This window comes from Aquitalea aquatica, assembly GCF_013911085.1.
GTDB classification, from domain to species: Bacteria; Pseudomonadota; Gammaproteobacteria; order Burkholderiales; family Chromobacteriaceae; genus Aquitalea; species Aquitalea aquatica.
On record NZ_JACERN010000039.1, the window covers coordinates 356,605 to 378,130 of the forward strand.

17 protein-coding genes and 2 tRNA genes are annotated in these 21,526 nt (G+C 61.7%); 13 read left to right on the plus strand and 6 right to left on the minus strand.

Annotation, left to right across the window (positions count from 1 at the left end; genetic code table 11):
* The first annotated feature begins 389 nt into the window (after positions 1 to 389).
* The 8 genes from rbsK (at position 390) to H2Z84_RS16660 (ending at position 10,132) form a co-directional block, all read left to right on the plus strand.
* Positions 390 to 1,277: a ribokinase gene (gene rbsK, locus H2Z84_RS16625; protein WP_181836976.1), complete on the plus strand. Its 888-nt coding sequence runs from the start codon at positions 390 to 392 to the stop codon at positions 1,275 to 1,277.
* A complete protein-coding gene (rbsD, locus tag H2Z84_RS16630) occupies positions 1,274 to 1,672 on the plus strand; it encodes a D-ribose pyranase (RefSeq protein WP_181836926.1) in 399 nt (132 codons plus the stop codon). The genes rbsK and rbsD overlap by 4 nt, the downstream gene beginning before the upstream one ends.
* A 10-nt stretch (positions 1,673 to 1,682) precedes the next feature.
* On the plus strand, positions 1,683 to 3,173 hold the full coding sequence (locus H2Z84_RS16635) for a sugar ABC transporter ATP-binding protein (RefSeq protein WP_181836927.1): 1,491 nt from the start codon (positions 1,683 to 1,685) through the stop codon (positions 3,171 to 3,173).
* Positions 3,174 to 3,194: 21 nt separating this feature from the next.
* Positions 3,195 to 4,133 carry an ABC transporter permease gene (locus tag H2Z84_RS16640; RefSeq protein WP_181836928.1) on the plus strand — a complete coding sequence of 313 codons (939 nt, stop codon included), beginning with the start codon at positions 3,195 to 3,197 and terminating at the stop codon, positions 4,131 to 4,133.
* A gap of 79 nt (positions 4,134 to 4,212) precedes the next feature.
* On the plus strand, positions 4,213 to 5,154 hold the full coding sequence (rbsB, locus tag H2Z84_RS16645) for a ribose ABC transporter substrate-binding protein RbsB (RefSeq protein WP_181836929.1): 942 nt from the start codon (positions 4,213 to 4,215) through the stop codon (positions 5,152 to 5,154).
* 137 nt (positions 5,155 to 5,291) lie between these two features.
* Positions 5,292 to 6,296 (plus strand): substrate-binding domain-containing protein, encoded by a 1,005-nt coding sequence (locus H2Z84_RS16650; protein WP_181836930.1) that lies wholly within the window; start codon positions 5,292 to 5,294, stop codon positions 6,294 to 6,296.
* 134 nt (positions 6,297 to 6,430) lie between these two features.
* Positions 6,431 to 9,367, plus strand: a complete 2,937-nt coding sequence (locus H2Z84_RS16655) for a bifunctional diguanylate cyclase/phosphodiesterase (RefSeq protein ID WP_181836931.1) — start codon at positions 6,431 to 6,433, stop codon at positions 9,365 to 9,367.
* A 108-nt stretch (positions 9,368 to 9,475) separates the two neighbouring features.
* Positions 9,476 to 10,132 (plus strand): HugZ family pyridoxamine 5'-phosphate oxidase, encoded by a 657-nt coding sequence (locus tag H2Z84_RS16660; protein ID WP_220272870.1) that lies wholly within the window; start codon positions 9,476 to 9,478, stop codon positions 10,130 to 10,132.
* 28 nt (positions 10,133 to 10,160) lie between these two features.
* On the opposite strand, the gene H2Z84_RS16665 is transcribed toward H2Z84_RS16660, so the two are convergent.
* The 6 genes from H2Z84_RS16665 to H2Z84_RS16690 form a co-directional block, all read right to left on the minus strand.
* Positions 10,161 to 10,862: a S4 domain-containing protein gene (locus tag H2Z84_RS16665; RefSeq protein ID WP_181836932.1), complete on the minus strand. Its 702-nt coding sequence runs from the start codon at positions 10,860 to 10,862 to the stop codon at positions 10,161 to 10,163.
* A gap of 228 nt (positions 10,863 to 11,090) precedes the next feature.
* Positions 11,091 to 12,368 (minus strand): HD-GYP domain-containing protein, encoded by a 1,278-nt coding sequence (locus H2Z84_RS16670; RefSeq protein ID WP_181836933.1) that lies wholly within the window; start codon positions 12,366 to 12,368, stop codon positions 11,091 to 11,093.
* A 239-nt stretch (positions 12,369 to 12,607) separates the two neighbouring features.
* A complete protein-coding gene (locus tag H2Z84_RS16675; RefSeq protein ID WP_181836934.1) occupies positions 12,608 to 14,218 on the minus strand; it encodes a methyl-accepting chemotaxis protein in 1,611 nt (536 codons plus the stop codon).
* A 406-nt stretch (positions 14,219 to 14,624) separates the two neighbouring features.
* A tRNA-Met gene (locus tag H2Z84_RS16680) sits at positions 14,625 to 14,701 on the minus strand.
* 32 nt (positions 14,702 to 14,733) lie between these two features.
* A tRNA-Met gene (locus tag H2Z84_RS16685) sits at positions 14,734 to 14,810 on the minus strand.
* A gap of 97 nt (positions 14,811 to 14,907) precedes the next feature.
* The gene (locus tag H2Z84_RS16690) at positions 14,908 to 16,059 is read right to left on the minus strand and encodes a class I SAM-dependent methyltransferase (RefSeq protein WP_181836935.1); all 1,152 of its coding nucleotides are present in this window, start codon (positions 16,057 to 16,059) and stop codon (positions 14,908 to 14,910) included.
* A 140-nt stretch (positions 16,060 to 16,199) separates the two neighbouring features.
* Here H2Z84_RS16690 and H2Z84_RS16695 point away from each other — a divergent pair, with 140 nt between their 5' ends.
* The 5 genes from H2Z84_RS16695 to H2Z84_RS16715 all read left to right on the plus strand — a co-directional run bounded on the left by H2Z84_RS16695 (position 16,200) and on the right by H2Z84_RS16715 (position 21,509).
* Positions 16,200 to 16,973, plus strand: a complete 774-nt coding sequence (locus tag H2Z84_RS16695; RefSeq protein ID WP_181836936.1) for a pteridine reductase — start codon at positions 16,200 to 16,202, stop codon at positions 16,971 to 16,973.
* Positions 16,974 to 17,073: 100 nt separating this feature from the next.
* Positions 17,074 to 18,054, plus strand: coding sequence for a tRNA 2-thiocytidine(32) synthetase TtcA (gene ttcA, locus H2Z84_RS16700; RefSeq protein ID WP_181836937.1), 981 nt, complete (start codon positions 17,074 to 17,076; stop codon positions 18,052 to 18,054).
* Positions 18,044 to 18,844: a polyamine aminopropyltransferase gene (locus tag H2Z84_RS16705; RefSeq protein WP_309545491.1), complete on the plus strand. Its 801-nt coding sequence runs from the start codon at positions 18,044 to 18,046 to the stop codon at positions 18,842 to 18,844. The genes ttcA and H2Z84_RS16705 overlap by 11 nt, the downstream gene beginning before the upstream one ends.
* Positions 18,845 to 19,067: 223 nt before the next feature.
* Positions 19,068 to 20,372 (plus strand): nucleotide sugar dehydrogenase, encoded by a 1,305-nt coding sequence (locus H2Z84_RS16710; RefSeq protein WP_181836978.1) that lies wholly within the window; start codon positions 19,068 to 19,070, stop codon positions 20,370 to 20,372.
* A gap of 72 nt (positions 20,373 to 20,444) precedes the next feature.
* Positions 20,445 to 21,509, plus strand: coding sequence for a Gfo/Idh/MocA family protein (locus H2Z84_RS16715; protein WP_181836939.1), 1,065 nt, complete (start codon positions 20,445 to 20,447; stop codon positions 21,507 to 21,509).
* Positions 21,510 to 21,526: the final 17 nt, after the last annotated feature.

Consider the following 21,526-nt stretch of genomic DNA (forward strand, 5'->3'; position numbering starts at 1 on the left):
GTCGGCAGCGCCAGCGCGGCTTTTTCCTGCTGCGGTGCGGCAAGGGCAAGTAGGAATCCTTATCGGGCAAGGGGGCGATGATTTGTGCGCTGCAACTACATATTCACCGTGATTGGCACCGTCGTGGTGCATGTCATGGGCTAAGGCCGGCACCTGGTGGATGGTCTTGCACCATGGTGTGGTTTTTTTTCGCTGCCATGTAGTTGAAAACTTACATTTATTGCGTGTTGTGCTTCCACCGACATGCCGGCTCTGCTATAAGTTCACCCAATTGCTGATTACGTTTTAGCCTTTAATGAACAGCGGCCTGCCACTGCCTGCGTCAGCCGTGTCACATGACACCGCCGCGCTTGCGCTTGTTGGTGGCGCTGCGCCTGGAAAGACAAGACATGAGCCGAGTTTTGCTGATCGGTAGCATCAACATGGACCTGGTGGTGGAGGCGGACAGCTTTCCACGCCAGGGTGAAACCCTGTTCGGCCACCGCTTTGCCACTTATCCCGGAGGCAAGGGTGCCAATCAGGCGGTGGCCGCTGCCCGGCTGGGCGCGGCAGTCAGCCTGATCGCCTGCCTGGGCAAGGATGCATTTGGCGACCAGTTGCTGGCCGGCCTTAAGGCCGAGGGCATCGATACCCGCTGGATCAGCCGCGTGGATCAAGCCACCGGCATGGCCAGCATTACGCTGGCCGGTGGTGACAATGCCATCATGGTGGTACCCGGTGCCAACCACGCGCTGCAGCCCGCCCAGCTGGATGCGGCCGAGCAGGCCTTCATCGACGCCGATGTGGTATTGGCCCAATTGGAGGTGCCACTGGCCACGGTAGAGCATGCCGCCATGCTGGCGGCGCGCCATGGCAAGCCCTTCATCCTGAATCCGGCCCCGGCCCAGTCCTTGCCGGAAAGCTTGCAGCAGCAGGTTTCCCTGCTGACTCCCAATGAATACGAACTGGCCATCGCCCTGGCCAGCCAGCAGCCCTGGCAGCAATTGCTGAGCAGCCGCCCGGCAGGCATCGTGATGACCCAGGGCAGCCAGGGTGCCAGTTATGCCGACGCGCAGGGCAGCCTGCAGCAGATTGCCGGTTTCCCGGTGCTGGCGGTGGACAGTACCGGTGCCGGCGATACCTTTAATGGTGCGCTGGCGGCATTCTGGCCGCTGGGTCTGGCCGAGGCGGTGCGTTGTGCCAATGCCGCCGCGGCGCTGTCGGTGACCAAGCAGGGCGCGCAGAGCGGCATGCCCACGCTGACCGAACTGCAATATTTTCTGGAACAACACGCATGAAAAAACTGGGACATCTGAACCGCGACATCGCCCGCGTGCTGGCGGGCATGGGCCATACCGATAGCCTGGTGATTGCCGACTGCGGCCTGCCAATTCCGCCTGGGGTGGAATGCATCGACCTGGCACTGGCGCTGGGCGAGCCGGGTTTTGCCCGTGTACTGGAAACCGTCCTCGCCGATTTCCAGTGTGAGCGCGCGGTGTTTGCCGACGAGTGTCGCGCACATAACCCGGTGGTGGTGGAAACGGCTGCGGCCTTGTCGCGGCAGGGCGTGGCGCTGGAGTGGGTGAGTCATGAAGAATTCAAGCAACGCTGTCAGGCTGCGCGGGTGGTGATCCGCACCGGCGAGTGCACTCCCTACGCCAATGTGATTCTGCATTCCGGCGTGATTTTCTGAGGACCAGACCATGAATGTCGTCATGCAGGGCATCAGCAAGGCTTTTGGCCCGGTCCGCGTGCTGGAAGAGGTCGACTTTGCCATTGCCGGCGGCGAAATCCACGCCCTGATGGGCGAAAACGGCGCCGGCAAATCCACGCTGATGAAGATTCTCAGCGGGGTATACCGTAGCGACGGTGGTTCCATCCGCATTGATGGCCAGCCGGTGGAGATTCGCTCCACCCGTCAGGCGGAAGCCTGCGGCATTGCCATCATCCACCAGGAACTGAACCTGATTCCGCAACTGTCGGTGATGGAAAACCTGTTTCTAGGCCGCGAGCCGTCGCGCTTTGGCGTGATCGACAGCGCCCGCATGCGGCGTGAAGCCGCAGCCCAGCTGGCCGCATTGGGTGCCAGTGCGATCGATCCCGAGGCGGAAGCCGGCAGCCTGTCCATCGGCCAGCAGCAGATGGTGGAAATTGCCAAGGCGCTGGCCATGGATGCCCGCCTGCTGATCATGGATGAGCCTACTGCTGCGCTGACCGAACGCGAGATCGATACCCTGTTCGGCCTGATGCAGGCGCTGAAGGCACGCGGTGTGGCCATTGTGTATGTGTCGCACCGCATGGAAGAGATATTCCGCATCTGCGACAAGATCAGCGTGTTGCGTGATGGCCGCTTTGTTGGTGAGCGGGTGATTGCCCGCACTGACTTTGATGAAGTGGTGCGCATGATGGTGGGGCGCGAGATTGGTGATCGATTCCCGCGCCGCACCGCCGCACCGGGTGCCGTACGCCTGCAGGTAACGGGGCTGGCCGATGCGCAGCATGTACGCGATATCAGTTTCGAGGTGCGCGCCGGCGAAGTGCTGGGCGTAGCCGGCCTGATGGGTGCCGGGCGCAGTGAAATCCTCAAGACCCTGTTCGGCCTGAACCGTCGCAGCGCAGGGACGGTGCTGCTGGACGGACAGCAAGTGGCGCTGGATAGCCCCGGTGCGGCGATTGCCGCCGGACTGGCGTTTGTAACGGAAGACCGCAAGAGCCAGGGCCTGGTGCTGGGCATGTCGGTACGCGAAAACGCCACCCTGGTGCATCTGCCGCAATACGCGCGGCTGGGTGTGGTGTCGGACGCGGCCGAGCAGCAGGCGGTGGCGGGGCTGATCGAGCAGTTGCGTATCCGCACCCGCGACGCCGAGCTGGAAGTGAAATCGCTGTCCGGTGGCAATCAGCAAAAAGTGGTGTTTGCCAAATGGCTGGCGCAGCCACCCAAGGTGCTGTTGCTGGACGAACCCACGCGCGGGGTGGATGTGGGCGGCAAGGCCGAGATTTATCACATCATCAACCAGCTGGCTGCTGCTGGCGTTGCCATCGTGATGGTGTCGTCGGAGCTGCCGGAAGTGATGGCCATGAGCAACCGCATCCTGGTGATTCATGAAGGTCGCCAGACCGGTCTGTTCGAGGCGGCCAGCGCCACCCAGGAAAGCATCATGGCGGCCGCCACCGGCACCGCGCATGCCGCCTGATTTCAGAGCAAGGAATACACAATGACTCCAAAACAAAAAGCCACCCTGCAGCGTCTGGGCCCCTTTATCGCCCTGGTGCTGGTGTCGGTGGGACTGGCTGTGCTCAGCCCGGATTTCCTCACCGTGGCCAATCTGCTGAACGTGATGCGCCAGGTGTCCATCAATGCGCTGATTGCCTTTGGCATGACGCTGGTGATCCTGCTGGGCGGCATTGATCTGTCGGTCGGTTCCATTCTCGCGCTGTCCTCGGTGGCCATCGCTACCCTGATCCAGGCGGGGGTCAACCCGCTGCTGGCTACCCTGCTGGGGGTACTGGGAGGCGGGCTGATGGGCCTCTTTAACGGGCTGGTGATCAGCAAGGGCAAGGTGGCACCGTTCATCGCCACCCTGGCCTCGATGACCATTCTGCGTGGCCTGGCACTGGTGGTGTCTGGCGGCAGCCCGATTACCGGTTTCAACAGCGATCTGTTCTCCATGCTGGGGGGTGGCTATGTAGCCGGGCTGGTGCCGATTCCGGTGGTGTGGATGCTGATCATGTTTGGCCTGTTTGCCTTCCTGCTGAAGAAAACCGTGTTCGGCCGCCATGTGTACGCCACCGGCGGCAACGAAGAAGCCGCCCGCCTGTCCGGCGTGAAGGTGGATCAAATCAAGCTGTGGGTCTACACCCTGTCCGGTGCCATGTCGGCCATGGCCGGCGTGGTGCTGACCTCGCGGCTGAATTCGGCACAGCCGACGGCCGGCAGCGGTTACGAGCTGGATGCCATCGCCGCCGTGGTACTGGGCGGCACCAGCCTCACCGGCGGGCGCGGCTGGATCTTCGGCACGCTGATGGGCGCGCTGCTGATCGGCGTGCTCAATAACGGCCTTAACCTGCTGGGGGTGTCGTCCTTCTATCAGCAGGTGATCAAGGGTGTAGTCATTTTGCTGGCGGTGCTGATCGACCGCAGCGGCAAGAAGTAAGTACTGGTTTTCGTATCAACAATGGCCCTGCGCCAGGGCCAGTCAACGCAAGCTAAATCATTAATCAGGGAGACTCACCATGAATCGCATTCTTCACCCGCTGCTGGCCAGTCTGCTGGTATTCGGCATTGCTGCCTGTTCCAAGCAAGGCCCGGACAGCGCTGCTCCGGCTGCAGCCAGTGCACCTGCCGCTGCTGCCGATGGTCAGGTAACCGTCGGCCTGGCGGTATCCACTCTTAACAACCCCTTCTTTGTTTCGCTGCGCAAGGGTGCCGAAGACGAAGCGCAGAAGGACGGTATCAAGCTGATTACCGTGGATGCACAGGACGACCCGGCCAAGCAGCAGGCCAGCGTGGAAGACCTGATCCAGAAGAAGGTCAGCGTTATCCTGATCAACCCGACCGACTCCGCCGCCGTAGCCAATGTGGTGAAAGAAGCCACCGGCAAGGGCATCAAGGTGGTGTCGCTGGACCGTAGCGTGAACGGTGCCGAAGTCAGCGCCCATATTGCCTCGGACAACGTGGCTGGCGGCAAGATGGCTGGCGAGTTCCTGCTGGAGAAACTGGGCGGCAAGGGCCGTATCGTCGAGCTGGAAGGCATCGCCGGCTCGTCTGCTGCACGTGAGCGCGGCGAAGGCTTCCACAAAGTGGTGGATGGCAAGGCCGATGTGAAACTGCTGGCCAAGCAGCCGGCTGATTTCGACCGTGCCAAGGGCTTGTCGGTGATGGAAAACATCATCCAGGGTAATAAGGACATCCAGGGTGTGTTTGCGCATAACGACGAAATGGCTCTGGGTGCGCTCAAGGCCATTCAGGCTGCGGGCCTGAAAAACGTGGTGGTAGTGGGCTTTGATGCCACCGCCGATGCCGTGGCCGCAGTGAAAGCCGGCACGCTGGCCGCCACCGTGCAGCAGCAGCCCGAGCTGATCGGTCAGTATGGTATCCAGACTGCCAAGAAGCTGGCTGCCGGCCAGAGCGTGGACAAGTTCATCCCGGTGCCGCTGAATCTGATCAAGCAGTAAGAAGCCATCTGCCGGAGGGGCTGCCTCACTCCGGCCGGCTTGTAATACAATTGCTACATCGCGCATAACCCCCGCTGCTGTCATGGTTGCCGGGGGTTGTTGCCATCTGTGATCAATTCCTGACAGGAAAGCCCGCCGTGACTGCCTACAAGCGTCTCACCATCGATGATATTGCCAGTCTCGCCGGCGTTTCGCGCACCACGGCCAGTATGGTGCTGAACGGCCATGCCGAACGCTACCGTATTGCACCGGCCACGGTGCTGCGGGTGGAAAAAGTGGCACGCGAGCATCACTTCAACCCGTCGCAGTCGGCACGCTCGCTGCGCAGCAAGCGCAGCAACAGCATCGGGCTGGTGATTCCCGATCTGACCAACTCGGCCCATGCCGCGCTGGCCCAGGCCATGGAAAACCTGTGCCGCGCCAGGGATTATCAACTGGTACTGGTGACCAGCGACGAGGACCCGGCACGCGAGGCCGAAGGCATGGCACATCTGGTGGCGCGGCAGGTGGATGGCATGGCGGTGGTGCCCTGCAGCAGCGATGCTACCCGCTATCAACCGTGGACTAGCCGGCTGCCGCTGGTGTTTGTCGACCGGCGCATTGACGGCAGTGGCATACCTTCCGTGGTGACCGATGCCACCGATACCGTGGCGCGGCTGATCGGCAGCAAACTGGAGGAGGGCGTGCGCGAGGTGGTGTATTTTGGTGGCCAGCCCACGCTGTCGCCCAGTCGCGACCGTCTGGCCGGCTACCGCCAGGCCTTGCAGTCACACGGGCTGGCCGAGCAGGCGCACTGGGTGCAGGAGCGCGATTTCCAGCGCGCTTCCGGTTTTGCCATGATGCAGCAGTGGCATGCGCGTGAAGGGCGCTATCCGCAGGCCTTGTTTACCGCCTCCATCACCTTGCTGGAAGGGGTGCTGTCCTTCATGAGCCAGACCCATCATTTGCGTGAAGCGCCATCCTGTCTGATGACTTTTGACGATCATCCGCTGCTGGATTGCCTGCCGATTCCGGTGGATGCCATCGTGCAGGATGGACAGTTGATGGCGGATCAATGCCTGCAACAGATCTTTTCCCTGTTGCAGGGCCAGCCACCGGCCAAGGCCGATGTGGCAATCTCTGCCAGAATCACCAGCCGTTAAGTCATGTCGGCCCGACCATTTCATGGTCTGCGGCGGATGTATGCCATTGACATCTATTTTTCAGAGTGGTGAGTGACGCTCTGCCCACAGCATGCTAATGTCGGGCGGCTGTCATTTATCTGCAAGGACGTTCCGTGTCTGCTCGATTTCCCGCCATGTTGCGGTTGGCTGTGGTCTATGCCCTGATCGGCGTTCCTTCTCTGTATAGTGCGATTCCGCCAGGCTATACCGCACCGGTGTTTCCGGCTGCCGGCATCGCCATGATGTCCTTGCTGCTGTGGGGGCGCGCGCTGTGGCCGGGCGTGCTGCTGGGTTCGCTGCTGGTGCAGTTGGTGGCCAGCTGGCAAGCCGGTGTGCAAGGCTGGGCCTATCTTGCCCTGCTGGTGGTGCCGCTGGCGGCGACCGTGCAGGCGCTCGGCTCATGCTGGCTGATCCGGCGCTGGATCGGCTGGCCTAATCCGCTGGATCGTGCAGACAGCGTGATCCGGCTGATGTTGTTCATCATTCCCCTATCCTGTCTGCTCAGTAGCGGCATCAGCGTGCCAGCGCTGGCGGCGCTGGGGGTGCTGCCGGCTAGCGATCTGCTGTTCAATGCCTGGAACTGGTGGCTGGGCGATACCTTTGGCTGCCTCATCATGCTGCCACTGATGCTGGCGTGGTTTGGCCGCCCGCGTAGTGAATGGCGCGCCCGCAGTCCTGCATTGCTGTGGCCGATGTTGCTGACTGCGCTGACCATGGTCGGGTTCAGTGCCCTCATTCATCACTGGGAAGCGCTACGGGTACAAAGCCAGTTCAACCGCGATGCCGGCCAGATTGAACTGGCGTTGAAAAAGCGGCTGGACATGCAGTTGGATGGCATGCTGGCCCTGCAACAACTGCAGACGTATTCCTCAGGTGGTTCTGCTGACCAGTGGCGCGAACTGACGGCGTCCTGGCTGGCGCGGCTGCCGGGTACGCAAAGCCTGGGCTGGTGCCCGCTGGTCAGCGATGCCGAGCGTGCCGCCTTCGAAGACAGTGCGCTGGCCGGTGCGACCATTCTGGCGCGCGATGCCGCTGGCCATGTCGCGCCATCGCCGCAGCGTCCTTCCTATTTGCCCGTCCGCTATATCGAACCATTCGCCAGCAACAAGCGTGCCTTGGGGCTGGACATCCTGTCCTCGCCCGAGCTGGCCAGCACTATCCGGCATAGCCTGCAGAGTGGCCTGCCGGTGGCCAGCCCCGCCATTCGCCTGGTGCAGGAAGCGCAACAGCAGAAGGGCGTGGCGCTGTATCAGGCGGTATATGCCCCGCTGGATGACAGCCAGCATCAGGTGCTGCGCGGGGTGGTGTCCAGCCTGTTCCGCATGGATGACATCGTGTCCAGTACCCTGCAGCATGGTGTGCGTCGCGATATCGAAGTCTGCTTGATTGATCGGGATGGCGCGCCCGGTTTCCACCGCCTGTCCGGCCCGGCCAATTGTGGCAAGGATGGCTGGTTCGGCCAGCGGCCGCATTTGCTCAGCCAGTTTTCCTTTGCCGGACGCAATTGGGCATTGCGCCTGCGTGCCAGCGAGGATTATCTGGCCGGACTGCGCAGCTGGCTGGAGTGGATCACCTTTGTGGTGGGGCTGGCCATGACCGGCCTGTTTGGTGGTTTTCTGCTGATTGTCACCGGCTATACCCGGCGCATCGAAGGTGAGGTGCAGCAGCGTACCGCCGAGCTGGCCGATACCAACCAGCAATTGCAAACCCAGCTGGATGCCACGCGCAAGGCCGAGGCCAATGTGACTTATCTGGCCTTGCACGACAGCCTGACCAGCCTGCCCAACCGGGCCTGCTGGCTGACCATGGCCCGCCATGCCATGGCCGAAAAGGACAAAACTCAGCTGGCGGTGCTGTTTCTGGACATGGATGAATTCAAGACGGTCAACGACAGCCTGGGCCATCCGGTGGGTGATCAGCTATTGGTTAGCATTTCGCGTCGCCTGCAACAGCCACTGCCGCCCGATGCCATGCTGGCCCGGCTGGGTGGCGACGAATTTGTCATCCTGCTGCCTTACCAGCAGCAGGCGCAGCTGGATGCGCTGGGCGAACAGTTACTGGCATTGTTTGACCCGGCGGTGGTGGTGGAGCAGCACGAACTGCGCTGCACGGTGAGTATCGGGGTGGCACTGTTTCCGCAAGACGGGCAAGACCCGGACACCCTGCTGCGCCATGCCGACATGGCCATGTATGCAGCCAAGGAAGCAGGGCGTGACACCTTGCGCTACTACACCCCGGACATGAATACCCAGGCCATGGAACGGCTGACGCTGGAGCGCGACCTGCGCCGGGCGCTACAGGACGACCCGACACAACTGGTGCTGTACTACCAGCCGCAGCTGGATGCCGATACTGGCCGCTGCATCGGTTGCGAGGCGCTGGTGCGCTGGCGTCATCCCCTGCGCGGGCTGATGTTGCCCGGCGAGTTCATCAGCCTGGCCGAGCGCAGCGGGCTGATTGTCGAGCTGGGGCGCTGGGTGCTGGCCGAGGCTTGTGCCGAACAGGCGCGTTGGGCCGCCGCCGGACTGCTGCTGCCGGTATCGGTCAATCTGTCGCCGGTGCAGCTGGAGCGCAGTGATCTCACGCCTTATGTGCGCGGGCTGGTACAACGCTACCAGATCGCTCCCGGCATGCTGGAGCTGGAGCTGACCGAAGGAGCGCTGATGAGCGAGGATGCGCGCCATCTGGAGGTGTTCAATGCGCTGATGCAACTGGGCTGCCGCTTTGCGCTGGATGATTTCGGCACCGGCTATTCCTCGCTGTCCCGGCTCAAACGTTTTCCCATCAGCCGCTTGAAGATAGACCAGGCTTTTGTCAGTACCTTGCCGGGTAGTGGCGATGACGAGGCCGTGGTGCGCGCCACCTTGTCGATGGCACGTGACATGGGCATGGATGTGGTGGCCGAGGGGGTGGAAACCGATGGTCAGCATCACTGCCTGCTGGCCATGGGCTGCACCCAGATGCAGGGCTACCGGTTTGCCCGGCCGATGCCGGCTGCCGAGCTCTATCACTTTGTCGCCCGGCTACCGCAGGCGCAGGGGGCGAGCTGATCTTGCTTGCGCCAGCGCAAGCCGCTGCCGGATAGCACTGACGCCAGCCTGGCGGCTGTGGCATAACAGGCCGGCTCACCATCCTGCTGTCGAAGGGAGAATCTTGCTGTGAAAATTCCATCTACTGTCGCCTTGCAGCTGATGCATGGCAGCCATTACGCTACGCTGGCCAGCCATTCCACACAGCTGCCCGGCTATCCCTATGCCACGGTATTGCCCTATGTGCTGGATCAGGCGCACCGGCCCTTGCTGCTGATCAGTGCCCTGGCCGAGCACACCCGCAACCTGCTGGGTGATGGCCGCTGCAGCTTGTCTGTTGTGGAGGACGGTGTGAGCGATGTGCAGGCTGGTGCCCGGTTGACCCTGCTGGCCGATGCGCAGCGTATCGAGCCTGAACCCGCGCTGCTGCAACGCTTTTGTCGCTATCAGACGGCAGCAGAGGACCTGCTGCAGCTTGATTTCATGTTCTTCCGCCTGCAGCCCTTGCGGCTGCGCTATATCGGCGGCGTCGGGCGTATGGGCTGGCTGGAAGCGCCGGAGCTGGATGGCCCGCCGCAACTGACCTTGGAAGAAGAAGCTGCACTGTTGCGCCAGGCGGTGGTGGCCGATGGCATTCAGCTGCTGGGACTGGACACCCTGGGGGCCGACTACCGGGTGGCCGACACGCCAGGACATCAGCGGCTGCAGTGGCCGGACGCCATGCCCTCGGGCGAGGGCTTTGCTGCTGCGGCCTTGCAGGCATTGGCCGCGCTGGCGCCGGGCTAGTGGTCACCGGCGCAGCCAGCAGGCTGGTCTAGAAGGACTCCATCGGCAGCAGATAGCGCCACTGTGCGGCAGGCAGGTCACCCATGCCCAGCTTGCCGATGCGGATGCAGCGCAGGGCCAGCGGTTGCAAACCCAGCCCCTGACAGATGGCAGCCAGTTGGCCGGGCTGTACTGCCGTCAGCACCAGTCGCAGTTGGCGGTCGCTCTGGCGGCTCACTTTCAGGCCGCGCGGGGCTTTGCCTGGCAGTTTCAATTGCTGCAGGCGCTGTTTGAGTTCTTCTGCAGCGGGTGCCGCCTCCAGCTGAATCAGGTATTCCTGCTCGGCATCGGCCAGCTTGCGTGCCAGTTTCTTGTCCAGTGTCAGTGCCACCAGGCCATGACAGCCCGGTTCCAGCGCACCGGCTTGTTGTAGCGGCTTCAGATGACGCGGATTGAAGACCACCTCGCTGCCATCCCGTGCGGCGCGGGTGTCTGGGGTAATCAGGGTTGATAGCGGCAGGGACTCGGCCGTGGCACGATGCAGCAGCAGGCTGATGCTGAGCTCACCCAGCGTCATGCGTGGCTTGTCCAGTTCGATGCGCTGTTCTGGCCGTACGCGGCTGCCCAGTTGCTGCACCAGTTGGCCATCCACCCTGACCCGTCCCTGTTCGATGAAAGCATCGGCTTCACGGCGCGAGCACAGCCCCAGTTCGACCATGCGTTTGGACAAACGCAGTTCCTGTTCACTCATTGCGGTACTCCAGTGGGATCGACGCAGGGTCGGGGTCGGCGATTATCCGCCTGCGCCCCGGTGCTGGCAATCGTGCCGCCGTGATTAAGAAGCTGTTCACGATCTAGGGAGTAAGGGGCAAGGCCAAGCGAAAGGACGTGAAAAAGCGCAATGGAGATGGTATCCATGAACGTTTTGAGTGGCTTTCAACGCAGGATCACCCGCGTATTGCCGGTCGTGAACAGCCTCTCAGGTGGGTTTCCCTGTCGGCAGCGCAGCCGACATGGCCCCATGCATGTCGCGTGCTGCCACCGCCAGAATGGCCGGATCAATGCGCTGTTGCGCCGCCAGTTGCTGCAGGGTGGCCAGCACCGCGTCGGCACTGAGTCCGGCACGATAGGGCCTGTCCTGGGCCAGTGCCTGGAAAATGTCGGCCACGCGCAGGATGCGTGCTTCGATGCACATGCTGGCTGCACTCAGATGGAAGGGATAGCCGCCGCCATCCGGCTCTTCGTGGTGATAGGCAGCCCAGCAGGCGATTTCTTCAAAGCCGCGGATATGTCGCAGGATCTGGTAGGTTTCAAAGCTATGGGCATTGATCAGGCTGCGTTCGCGGCTGGTGAGCCCGGCGGGCTTTTCCAGAATTTCATCCGGCACGCGCAGCTTGCCCAGATCATGCAGCAGGGCGGCGATTTCCAGCTGGTCGCAACGGCCAGGCGTCAGCCCTAGTCGCTCGGCCAGCCAGCGCGACAGCCCGGCCACGCCTTGCGAGTGGCGCGCGGTAAACGGGCTTTTGGCATCGACAATGCAGGAAAACAGCGTGGCCAATTGCTTGAGCTGTGCCGTGCTGGCAGTGCAGGGCAGGCTGAGCTCGCGCATATCCTGCAGCATGCCGGCAATACCGCGTGGCTCCAGCTGCAACCAAAAGGCTTCGGCCTGCGATGCTTGCAGAAAAGCCTCGACCAGCTGTGGGGCAAAGTGCTGGCCGCTGCGCTGGGCGATCTGCTCTCGAATAGCCGGCGTGTGGCTCAGCAGCTCGCCACCGCTGTAGAAGGCCGCGGCCATGGCGTCTACCCGGTCTACCAGATAGATCAGGTTGGCCTGCTCGGCTATTTCGCGACAGAGGCCAGGCATGGCCACCAGTTTTTCCCACGGGGTGTGGTGATAGCGTACCGGCTCGGCCATGGCTGCCAGCGGGGTAAAGCCGGCCAATAGCGCTGCACCGGTCAGGCAATGCTGTTGGGAGCCGGCCCAGTCGAACTCGCTGACCAGGTGGTGATGGGTGCGGGTGGAGGAGACGCCGACATCGTGCAGCAGGCCCAGATCGAACAGAAAGCTGGCCTGTGCCCGGCTCAGGCCCAGCGTCAGTGCGCAGTGATAAGCCATGATGCCGACCCGCTTGCCGTGGGCCACGTCATCGATGCCCACCAGATCAAGGGCATCAGACAGTGCGTGAATCACTTCGCGCAGGTCGACATGGATGCTGCAGTCGTCATGGACGCTGCGGCTGGCGGTGACATTGGACATGGCGGGCTTTCGCAGGCAAACAAATGACTGGCCTTGATGCCAGTCCCTCATTTCAATCTAATGCATGGCGGGGGTTGGCGAAAGCCGCAAATCCGGCTTGGAGTTTGTTTTCTATCTGCGCTACGCGGGTGATCCTGCATTGAAATCCGTTAAAAATGCGCAGAAACAGGCTATTCATTGCGTTTATTCACGCCCTTGCACCTTGGCTGTTCCTTCCTTTGCAGATGGTACCCAGGCTGTTATAGCCGATACGCCGCCACAATTTCCTGCATGCGCCGGGCCGATGCATCCAGCGCCTGCGCTGCCGTGGCGGCTGCCGAGGCATCGCTGTTGGTGCTTTGTGCCATCTGGGCGATCTGGTCTACCTGTACCGCGATATCGGTGCTGGCACTGGCCTGTTCACGGATGGATAGGGTGATGTTACCCACCAGCCCCACCAGGTCGCGGGTGGTGTCACCGATGCGGACAATGGCTTCTTGCGCCATATCGGCCCGCTGCATGCCGCTTTCCACTCTGGCCACGGTAGCGGCCATGGCCTTGCCGGTTTGCTCGTTGCTGCCGGCAATGGCGCTGATCACGCTGTTGATCTCGCTGGTCATGCTGCTGGTGCGTTCGGCCAGCTTGCGTACCTCGTCTGCCACCACGGCAAAGCCGCGTCCCTGCTCGCCGGCCCGTGCTGCTTCGATGGCGGCGTTCAGTGCCAGGAGATTGGTCTGGTCAGCCACCTCCTTGATGACCGAAACCGCCGAAACGATGGAGCGCGCCTGTTCGCCCAGCTGGCGCACGCTATGCGAGGCGGTGCCCACCGTGCCGGCAATGTCGCGAATGTCGCTGACGGTACTGCTGACCACCTGTCCGCCACTGCCTGCCAGCTCGCCGGCGTTCACCGCCTGCTCGTTGGTGGCGGCCGCCTGCATGCCGACATGATTGATGCTGACGGTCAGCTGCTGCACGGTGGCAGCCACGCTGGCCGAGATATCGCTCTGCCGGGCAGCCGTACCGGCCACTTCGTCTGATGCGCGTGCGACATCGGCAGAGGCCACGGTCAACTGACGGATATTGCCGGTCAATGCGCTCAGGCTGCCCTGCAATCTGCCAATCAGGCTGTTGAAAGCACTGGCGGTGGCACCCAGCTCGTCATCGCTGTCCTGTGGGGCGCGGCGGGTGAAGTCAAGCGAATCGGCAATGCCGCTAATGGCATTCTGCAAACCGTTGATCGCCCGGGACAGTGAACGTGCCAGCGACCAGCTCATGCTGCCTACCACCAGCAGGCAGAGCAGCACGGTGGCAAGGCTGAGCAGCTGCACGAACTGCAGCAGCCCGGTGGCTTGGCCGGCTTCCTGTTGTGTCAGCTGGTAGTTGTAATGCAGATGGCTTTCGCCGGCAGCCAGCACGGCGCGCGCCGTGGGCACCAGCTGACGCAGCGCCGATTTGGCTGCCACGATATCGCCGTTTTCGGTGGCTTCAAAATAGGGCTTGAGCACCCGGGCGTAGTCGTCCAGCCGGGCCTGGTCCTGTGCCAGCAGGCGCTGGTCTTCGCTGCTGAGGGCCAGTGCGTGATAGCTTTTCAGTGCGGCACGGGCATCCTGCTCTTCATCAGCAATGGCCTTGGGCAAGCGTTGCAATTCATTGGCATTGTCGCTGGCGCCTAGCAGCAGCGAATCGACAGTCATTTTCAGCGTATCGGTCTGAAAGCGCTGCAGGGTCTCTACGCTGGGCAGGTCGCCCTCCAGCAGGCGCTGGATGAATTGCCCCAGACTGAACTGGGTATAAGCCATGACGCTTCCCAGCATGCACAGCCCCGTCGTGGTAACGATGGCCAGCATGGTAAGCCTGGACTTGATCTGCATGGTGCACTCCCTGTTGTGCGCTTCTTCGCCAGCGGCTGCCGACAGGCAGCCGTTCCCGCTGCCTGTAGCGCAAGGCTGCAGGCATGATTTGATCTGAAACTGATCGGGTGAGGGGAGTCGTAGCAGACGAACTACTGCCGGCTTTTACCGTTTTTTATCGTTTTATCACTACTGCCAGCTATTTTTTGCCGCGTTGCCCTGCGTTGTGCTGGCCTGTTTCTTTATTGTGCTGGGCAAGCAAGGCAGTAGTTATGCAGAAATTTGATCAAACATGCAAGATATTTTGCCGGGTGTCGATGCGATTGGCCATGCAGGCTGCGGCGCGGGCGCAACGAATTGCTGCGCGGAGTTGGGTGGAGGAAAAGCAAAAAGGCCAACTCGTGGGAGCTGGCCTTTTTGGTAATGCTGGTGGCGAATCAGGGACTCGAACCCCGGACCTGCGGATTATGATTCCGTCGCTCTAACCGACTGAGCTAATTCGCCGTGAAGCCTGACAAGTCAAACTTCGCAAACTGTGGTGGCGAATCAGGGACTCGAACCCCGGACCTGCGGATTATGATTCCGTCGCTCTAACCGACTGAGCTAATTCGCCACGTTTCTCGATGCGCTTGCACCGAGACGCGAACTATACGCAGCGTTTTTTCGGCTGTCAACCAAAAATGCGTGCGGCCTGCGGCGGGCTTGTCGCCTTACAAGGTGTGGCAGCGGTCGCCCTGGCTAAAGCCCTGCCAGTCGATGCTGACGCCACGGCCAAAGCCGATCACCTTGAACAGCTCGCCCATCTCCTGCATCGACAGCAGTTTTTGCACCATGGCCACCACCGGCAGATAGCTGGCGCTGTCGTCGGCATCCAGTTCACCCAGTAGCTGGGTGATGCCGGCATTGATCAGGAATTGCGCCTGGGTGGTGTAGCCGATCAGGTCCAGCCCGGCGTCGATGCCGGACTGGGCAATGGCGGTGAAATCCACGTGGCAGGTCAGGTCCATCAGGCCGGGCAGGAAGAAGGGGTCATCCACCGTGTGGTGGCGGTAATGGCCAATCAGCGTGCCCATATGACGTTGCGGATGGTAGAACTCGCTCGCCGGGTAGCCGTAATCCACCAGCAAGATGGCCCCGCGCACCAGATGGCGCGCCAGGGTGTGGATAAAGGCGGTGTTGCTCAGGCTCAGTTCGCTGATATAGCCCTCTTGCCGGATATTCAGCGCTGCGGCCGGTTGTTGCAGGGCCGGGTCCTGGATGGGGCGGTCTTGCCAGATGAATTGCTCGCCCTCCAGCGCCACCCCGCGTTGCTGCGGTTCGGGTGTCCAGTGCAACAGCTCGCAGGGCATGGCATCCAGTACTTCGTTGCCGATTACCACGCCGTCCAGTTCCGCCGGCAGCACGCTCAGCCATTGCAGGCGGTCGGCCAGATGGGGCAGGGTGGCGCGGATGGCCGTTTGCTGGCGCTCGATCAGGTCGGCCGACAGGTCGATGATGATGTACTGTTCCGGCAGGCAGCCCAGCTTTTCCAGTTCGGTCAGGATGTCGATGGCCAGCTTGCCGGTGCCGGCACCGAATTCATATAGCTTGCCGGCGGTTTGCGGCAGCAGCTCGGCAATCTGCCGGGCCAGGGTGCGACCAAAATAGGCCGACATTTCCGGTGCGGTGGTAAAGTCACCGGCGCTGCCCAGCTTGTGGCTACCGGCCGAGTAATAGCCCAGGCCCGGCGCGTACAGCGCCAGCTCCATATAGCGGGAAAAGGGAATCCAGCCGCCAGCGTCGCTGATGGCCTGGCGGATATGGGTGCACAGTGCCTGGCTGGTGGCCAGTGCCGCCGTGCTGGGGGCGGGTAAGGTGGTCATGGAATGCATCCTGCTACAATGTGCGGCGATTGTGGGCGAAAGCAGGGCGCGGGAGAAGAGGCAGCGCGCATTTTGTTGCCGTCTACCGTTGGCTGGCGCGGGTCGCCGGCAGCGGGCAACCATTCGGAGATGAACAGCAGATGGTGCTACAGCAAGAAGCAGCCGAGCAGGTGCTCGAACAGCGCGTGGTGTTGATTACCGGTGCGGCGCGCCGGGTAGGCGCGGGCATTGCCCGCCTGTTGCATGCGCGTGGTGTGCGGCTGGTGTTGCATTATCGCGGCTCGCGCGGTGAGGCCGAGGTGCTGGCGGCCGAGCTCAATGGCCAGCGTCCGGGTTCGGTGCGGCTGGTGCAGGCCGATCTGCTGGATACGCAGGGCTTGCAGCAGCTGGCAGCGCAGGCGCTGGCGGCGTTTGGCCGGCTGGATGGCCTGGTCAACAATGCCTCCAGCTTTTTCCCCACCGAGCTGGGTGAGATCGATGAGCTGGCCTGGCACGACCTGATGGGCAGCAATCTCAAGGCACCGCTGTTCCTCAGCCAGGCGCTGGCACCCGCATTGCGGCGCAGTGGCGGGGCCATTGTCGGCATTTCCGATATTCATGTAGAGCGGCCGATGAAGCGCCACGTGGTGTACAACCTGGCCAAGGCCGGCCATGCCCAGCTGATCCGCAGTCTGGCGCTGGAGCTGGCGCCGGATGTGCGGGTGAACGGCGTGGCACCGGGGGTGAATCTGTGGCCGGAGGGCGAAGCCTCTTTCGATGCGGCCGAGCGCGCGGCCATCGAAGCCACCATTCCGCTGCAGCGCACCGGTCAGCCGGATGATATCGCCCGTGCAGTGGCCTTTTTGCTGCTGGATGCCAGCTATGTCACCGGCCAGATTCTGGCGGTGGACGGCGGGCGCAGCATCGTGCTGTAGGTCTGGCCACCACAGCTGCAGGCCATGCCGGGAAAGAGCGTGGATTTTGGCGGGGAAAAACAGTAAAATCGCCTGTTTTTCAATTTCTTAGCCGTACCCCATGTCCGAACAGAACGCCGTACTCGACGACAAGGCCAAAAAGGCCTCCTTCGAGGGTAATAAACTGGCCAAGCGCCTGCGTCACCATGTGGGTGATGCCATCAATGATTTCAACATGATCGAGCAGGGCGACCGGATCATGGTGTGTCTGTCCGGCGGCAAGGATAGCTACACCATGCTGGACATCCTGCTGGGTCTGCAAAAATCCGCCCCTATCGACTTCTCCATCGTGGCGGTGAATCTGGACCAGAAACAACCTGGCTTCCCGGAAGACGTGCTGCCTGGTTACCTGGCGTCCATCGGTGTGGAATATCGCATCATCGAGGAAGATACCTACTCCATCGTCAAAAAGCTGGTGCCAGAAGGCAAGACCACCTGCAGCCTGTGTTCGCGCCTGCGCCGTGGCATCCTGTACCGGGTAGCGGACGAACTGGGTGCCACCAAGATCGCGCTGGGTCACCATCGCGACGACATCCTGCACACGCTGTTCCTCAATATGTTCTACGGCGGCAAGCTCAAGTCCATGCCGCCCAAGCTGGTGTCGGACGACGGCAAGCACATGGTGATCCGCCCGCTGGCCTATTGCCGCGAAAAAGACATCATCCGCTACGCCGACTTGCGCCAGTTCCCCATCATTCCGTGCAATCTGTGCGGCTCGCAGCCCAATCTGCAGCGCCAGGTAGTCAAGGAAATGGTCAACGACTGGGACAAGCGCTTCCCCGGCCGGGTGGAAAGCATGTTCCGCGCCCTGCAAAACGTGGTGCCGTCGCATTTGTGCGATACCGGGCTGTTCGACTTTGTCGGCCTGCAAACCGGTGACAGCCCCTTCGAGAACGGCGACACCGCCTTCGACAAGGAAGAGTTCCGCGATCCGCCCATGCCGCTTGAAGATGGTGAAGAAGCAGCGCAGACGCCTGCACGTCGCACCATCAGTATTCTGGATTCCCGCAAGCCGGGCGAGGGGAGCGCTTGTGGCGCGTAGAGCTTTGCACCCTTTTCGCCGCCGCGTGCGTGCCGCGGTAGAAGACATGCCGGAAGTGGAGATTTCCGAAGCCGGCAATATCCGCTCGCTGCATCTGGGCTCGGAAACCATCCAGAGTTCGATGGACATGGACGAGCCGGCCGAGCTGGTGCTGTCCTACAGCCGCGCCATGATGGCCTTCCTGCTGTGGAACGACGACCCGCGCCATATCTTGCAGATCGGCCTGGGCGGCGGCTCCTTCGCCCGCTTCATCGACGAATACCTGCCGGACGCAGTCAGCGTGGCGGTGGATATCAATCCGCAGGTCATTGCCGTGGCGCGTGCCTTTTTCAAGCTGCCGGAAGAGGGGGATTTCTTCGAAATCATCGAGGCCGACGGTGCGGATTACGTAAAGATTTTCCGTGGCTCCACCGACGCCATTCTGGTGGATGGTTTTGATGGCTTGCAGATCGTGGACGAGCTGACCACCGAAGACTTCTTCGAAGACTGCAAGCGTGCACTCAGCCCGCATGGGGTGTTCGTCACCAACTGGTGGAGCGGCGACAAGCGCTATCACAGCTTTGTCGAGCGCCTGCTCACAGTATTCGAAGGCCGCGTGCTGGAATTGCCTTCGGCCAGCCATGGCAATGTGGCGGTGATGGCTTTCCGCCAGAGCCCCACACTGACCCAGTGGGAGGCGCTGAAAGAGCGGGCCGACCGCATGGAATGCCGCTTCGGGCTGGAGTTTGGCGATTTTGTCCAGCGGCTGAAACAGACCAACCAGAGCACGGCCGGGCATCTGCTGATCTGAGTGTGCTACCTGCTGCCTTGTCGGGCGATTTGTCACGTTTGGTAACCCCAGCGGCGTGACAAGCAGGCGTATAATGTGCCGCGCCAGTGTCAGGGCAGGGTGATGCGCCAGATCAACAAGCCTGGCGGCAAGCTTCGCTACACTGCCGGACTTTACCGAATTCAGTGCATGGTCGCCGTGGGCGGCCATGGCAGGTTTTTACTTTGTTGGGACTATCATTGTGATCAAGCAGCAACTGCTTAACCGTATCGCGGACAAATCCGCCGTCATCGGCATCGTGGGTCTGGGCTATGTCGGCCTGCCGCTGATGCTGCGTTTTGCCGAAGTGGGCTACAAGGTACTGGGCTTTGACATCGACCAGAGCAAGGTTGATGCCCTGACTGCCGGCAAGAGCTATATCGAGCATATCAGCGCCGACAGCATCGCCACCGCGCTGGAGCGTGGTTTTGAAGCCACCACCGATTTCTCCCGCGCGCCGGAAGCCGACACGCTGATTCTGTGTGTGCCGACCCCGCTGAACAAATACCGCGAGCCGGATCTGAGCTTCGTACTGGACACCATGGACAGCCTGGTGCCCTATCTGCGCGAAGGCCATCTGGTATCGCTGGAATCCACCACCTATCCGGGTACCACCGACGAAGAACTGCTGCCGCGCATGGAATCCCGTGGCTTCAAGGTGGGCGAGAATGCCTTCCTGGTGTTCTCGCCGGAGCGTGAAGATCCGGGCAATCCCAACTTCACCACCCGCACCATTCCCAAGGTCTGCGGCGGCTACAGCCCGGCCTGCCAGGAAATCGGCGTGGCGCTGTACAGCGCGGTGATCGACAAGGTGGTGCCGGTATCCTCCACCCGCGCTGCGGAAATGACCAAGTTGCTGGAAAACATCCACCGTGCGGTGAATATCGGCCTGGTCAACGAAATGAAGATCGTGGCCGACAAGATGGGCATCGACATTCACGAAGTGATCCGCGCTGCCGCCACCAAGCCTTTCGGCTTCGTACCCTACTATCCGGGTCCGGGCCTGGGCGGCCACTGCATCCCGATCGACCCGTTCTACCTCACTTGGAAAGCGCGTGAATACGGTGTGAACACCCGTTTCATCGAGCTGGCCGGTGAAGTGAACAGCGCCATGCCCGATTATGTGGTCGCGAAAGTGGCCGCTGCGCTGAATATCCGCAAGAAGGCCATCAATGGCAGCCGCGTGCTGGTGCTGGGCATTGCCTACAAGAAGAACGTGGATGACATGCGCGAAAGCCCGTCGGTATTCCTGATGGAAAAACTGCGTGATCTGGGCGCAGAAGTATCCTACAGCGACCCGCACGTGCCGGTATTCCCCAAGATGCGCGAGCACCACTTCGCGCTGTCCAGCGTGGCGCTGGATGCCGCCACCATCGCCAGCTACGACTGCGTGCTGCTGGCTACCGATCACGACAAGTTCGACTATGCAGCGCTGAAGGAGCATGCCCAGCTGATCGTCGACAGCCGTGGCAAGTATCTGGAACCCGCCGACCACATCGTCAAGGCCTGACCCTGACGGCATGACGCAAGCAGGCGACCCCACGGTCGCCTTTTGCCGTTTAAGCACAGAACGGAACCCACCATGAAAACCGTACACCACGCCCCGATTACCGACCGCAAGATCCGCTTCGCGCTGGTTGGCTGTGGCCGCATTGCCAACAACCATTTCGGCTCGCTGGAAAAGCATGCCGATCGCGCTGAACTGGTCGATGTCTGTGATGTTGATCCGGCTGCGCTGCAAGCTGCCGTAGAACGCACCGGCGCCCGTGGTCACAGCAATCTCACCGACATGCTGGCCGCTACCAATGCCGACATCATCGTACTGACCACCCCCTCCGGCCTGCACCCGAACCAGAGCATCGAATGTTCGGAGGCTGGCTTCCACGTGATGACGGAAAAGCCGATGGCCACCCGCTGGGAAGATGGCCTGGCCATGGTGAAAGCCGCCGACAAGGCCGGCAAGCGCATGTTCGTGGTGAAGCAGAACCGTCGTAACGACACCCTGCAACTGCTCAAGCGCGCCATGCAGGAAAAACGCTTTGGCCGCATCTACATGGTCAACGTCAATGTGTTCTGGACCCGTCCGCAAAGCTATTACGACCAGGGCGGCTGGCGTGGTACCTGGGAATTCGACGGCGGTGCCTTCATGAACCAGGCCAGCCACTATGTCGACCTGCTGGACTGGCTGATCGGCCCGGTGGAAAGCGTGCAGGCCTACACCGCCACACTGGCACGCAATATCGAGGTGGAAGACACCGGCACCGTCAGCGTGAAATGGCGCTCCGGCGCGCTGGGCAGCATGAACGTAACCATGCTGACCTACCCCAAGAACCTGGAAGGTTCCATCACCATCCTGGGTGAAAAGGGTTCGGTACGGGTGGGTGGTGTGGCGGTGAATGAAATCCAGCACTGGGAATTCTCCGAGCCGCACGCCATGGACGATGAAATCAAGAACGCCAGCTACGCCACCACCAGCGTTTACGGCTTTGGTCACCCGCTGTACTACGACAACGTGATCAACGTGATGCAGGGCAAGGCCGAACCGGAAACCGACGGCCGCGAAGGGCTGAAGTCGCTGGAACTGCTGATCGCCATGTATCTGTCGGCACGCGATGGCCGCCGTGTCAGCCTGCCGCTGGATTATTGATCTGATTCAAGTTAGGA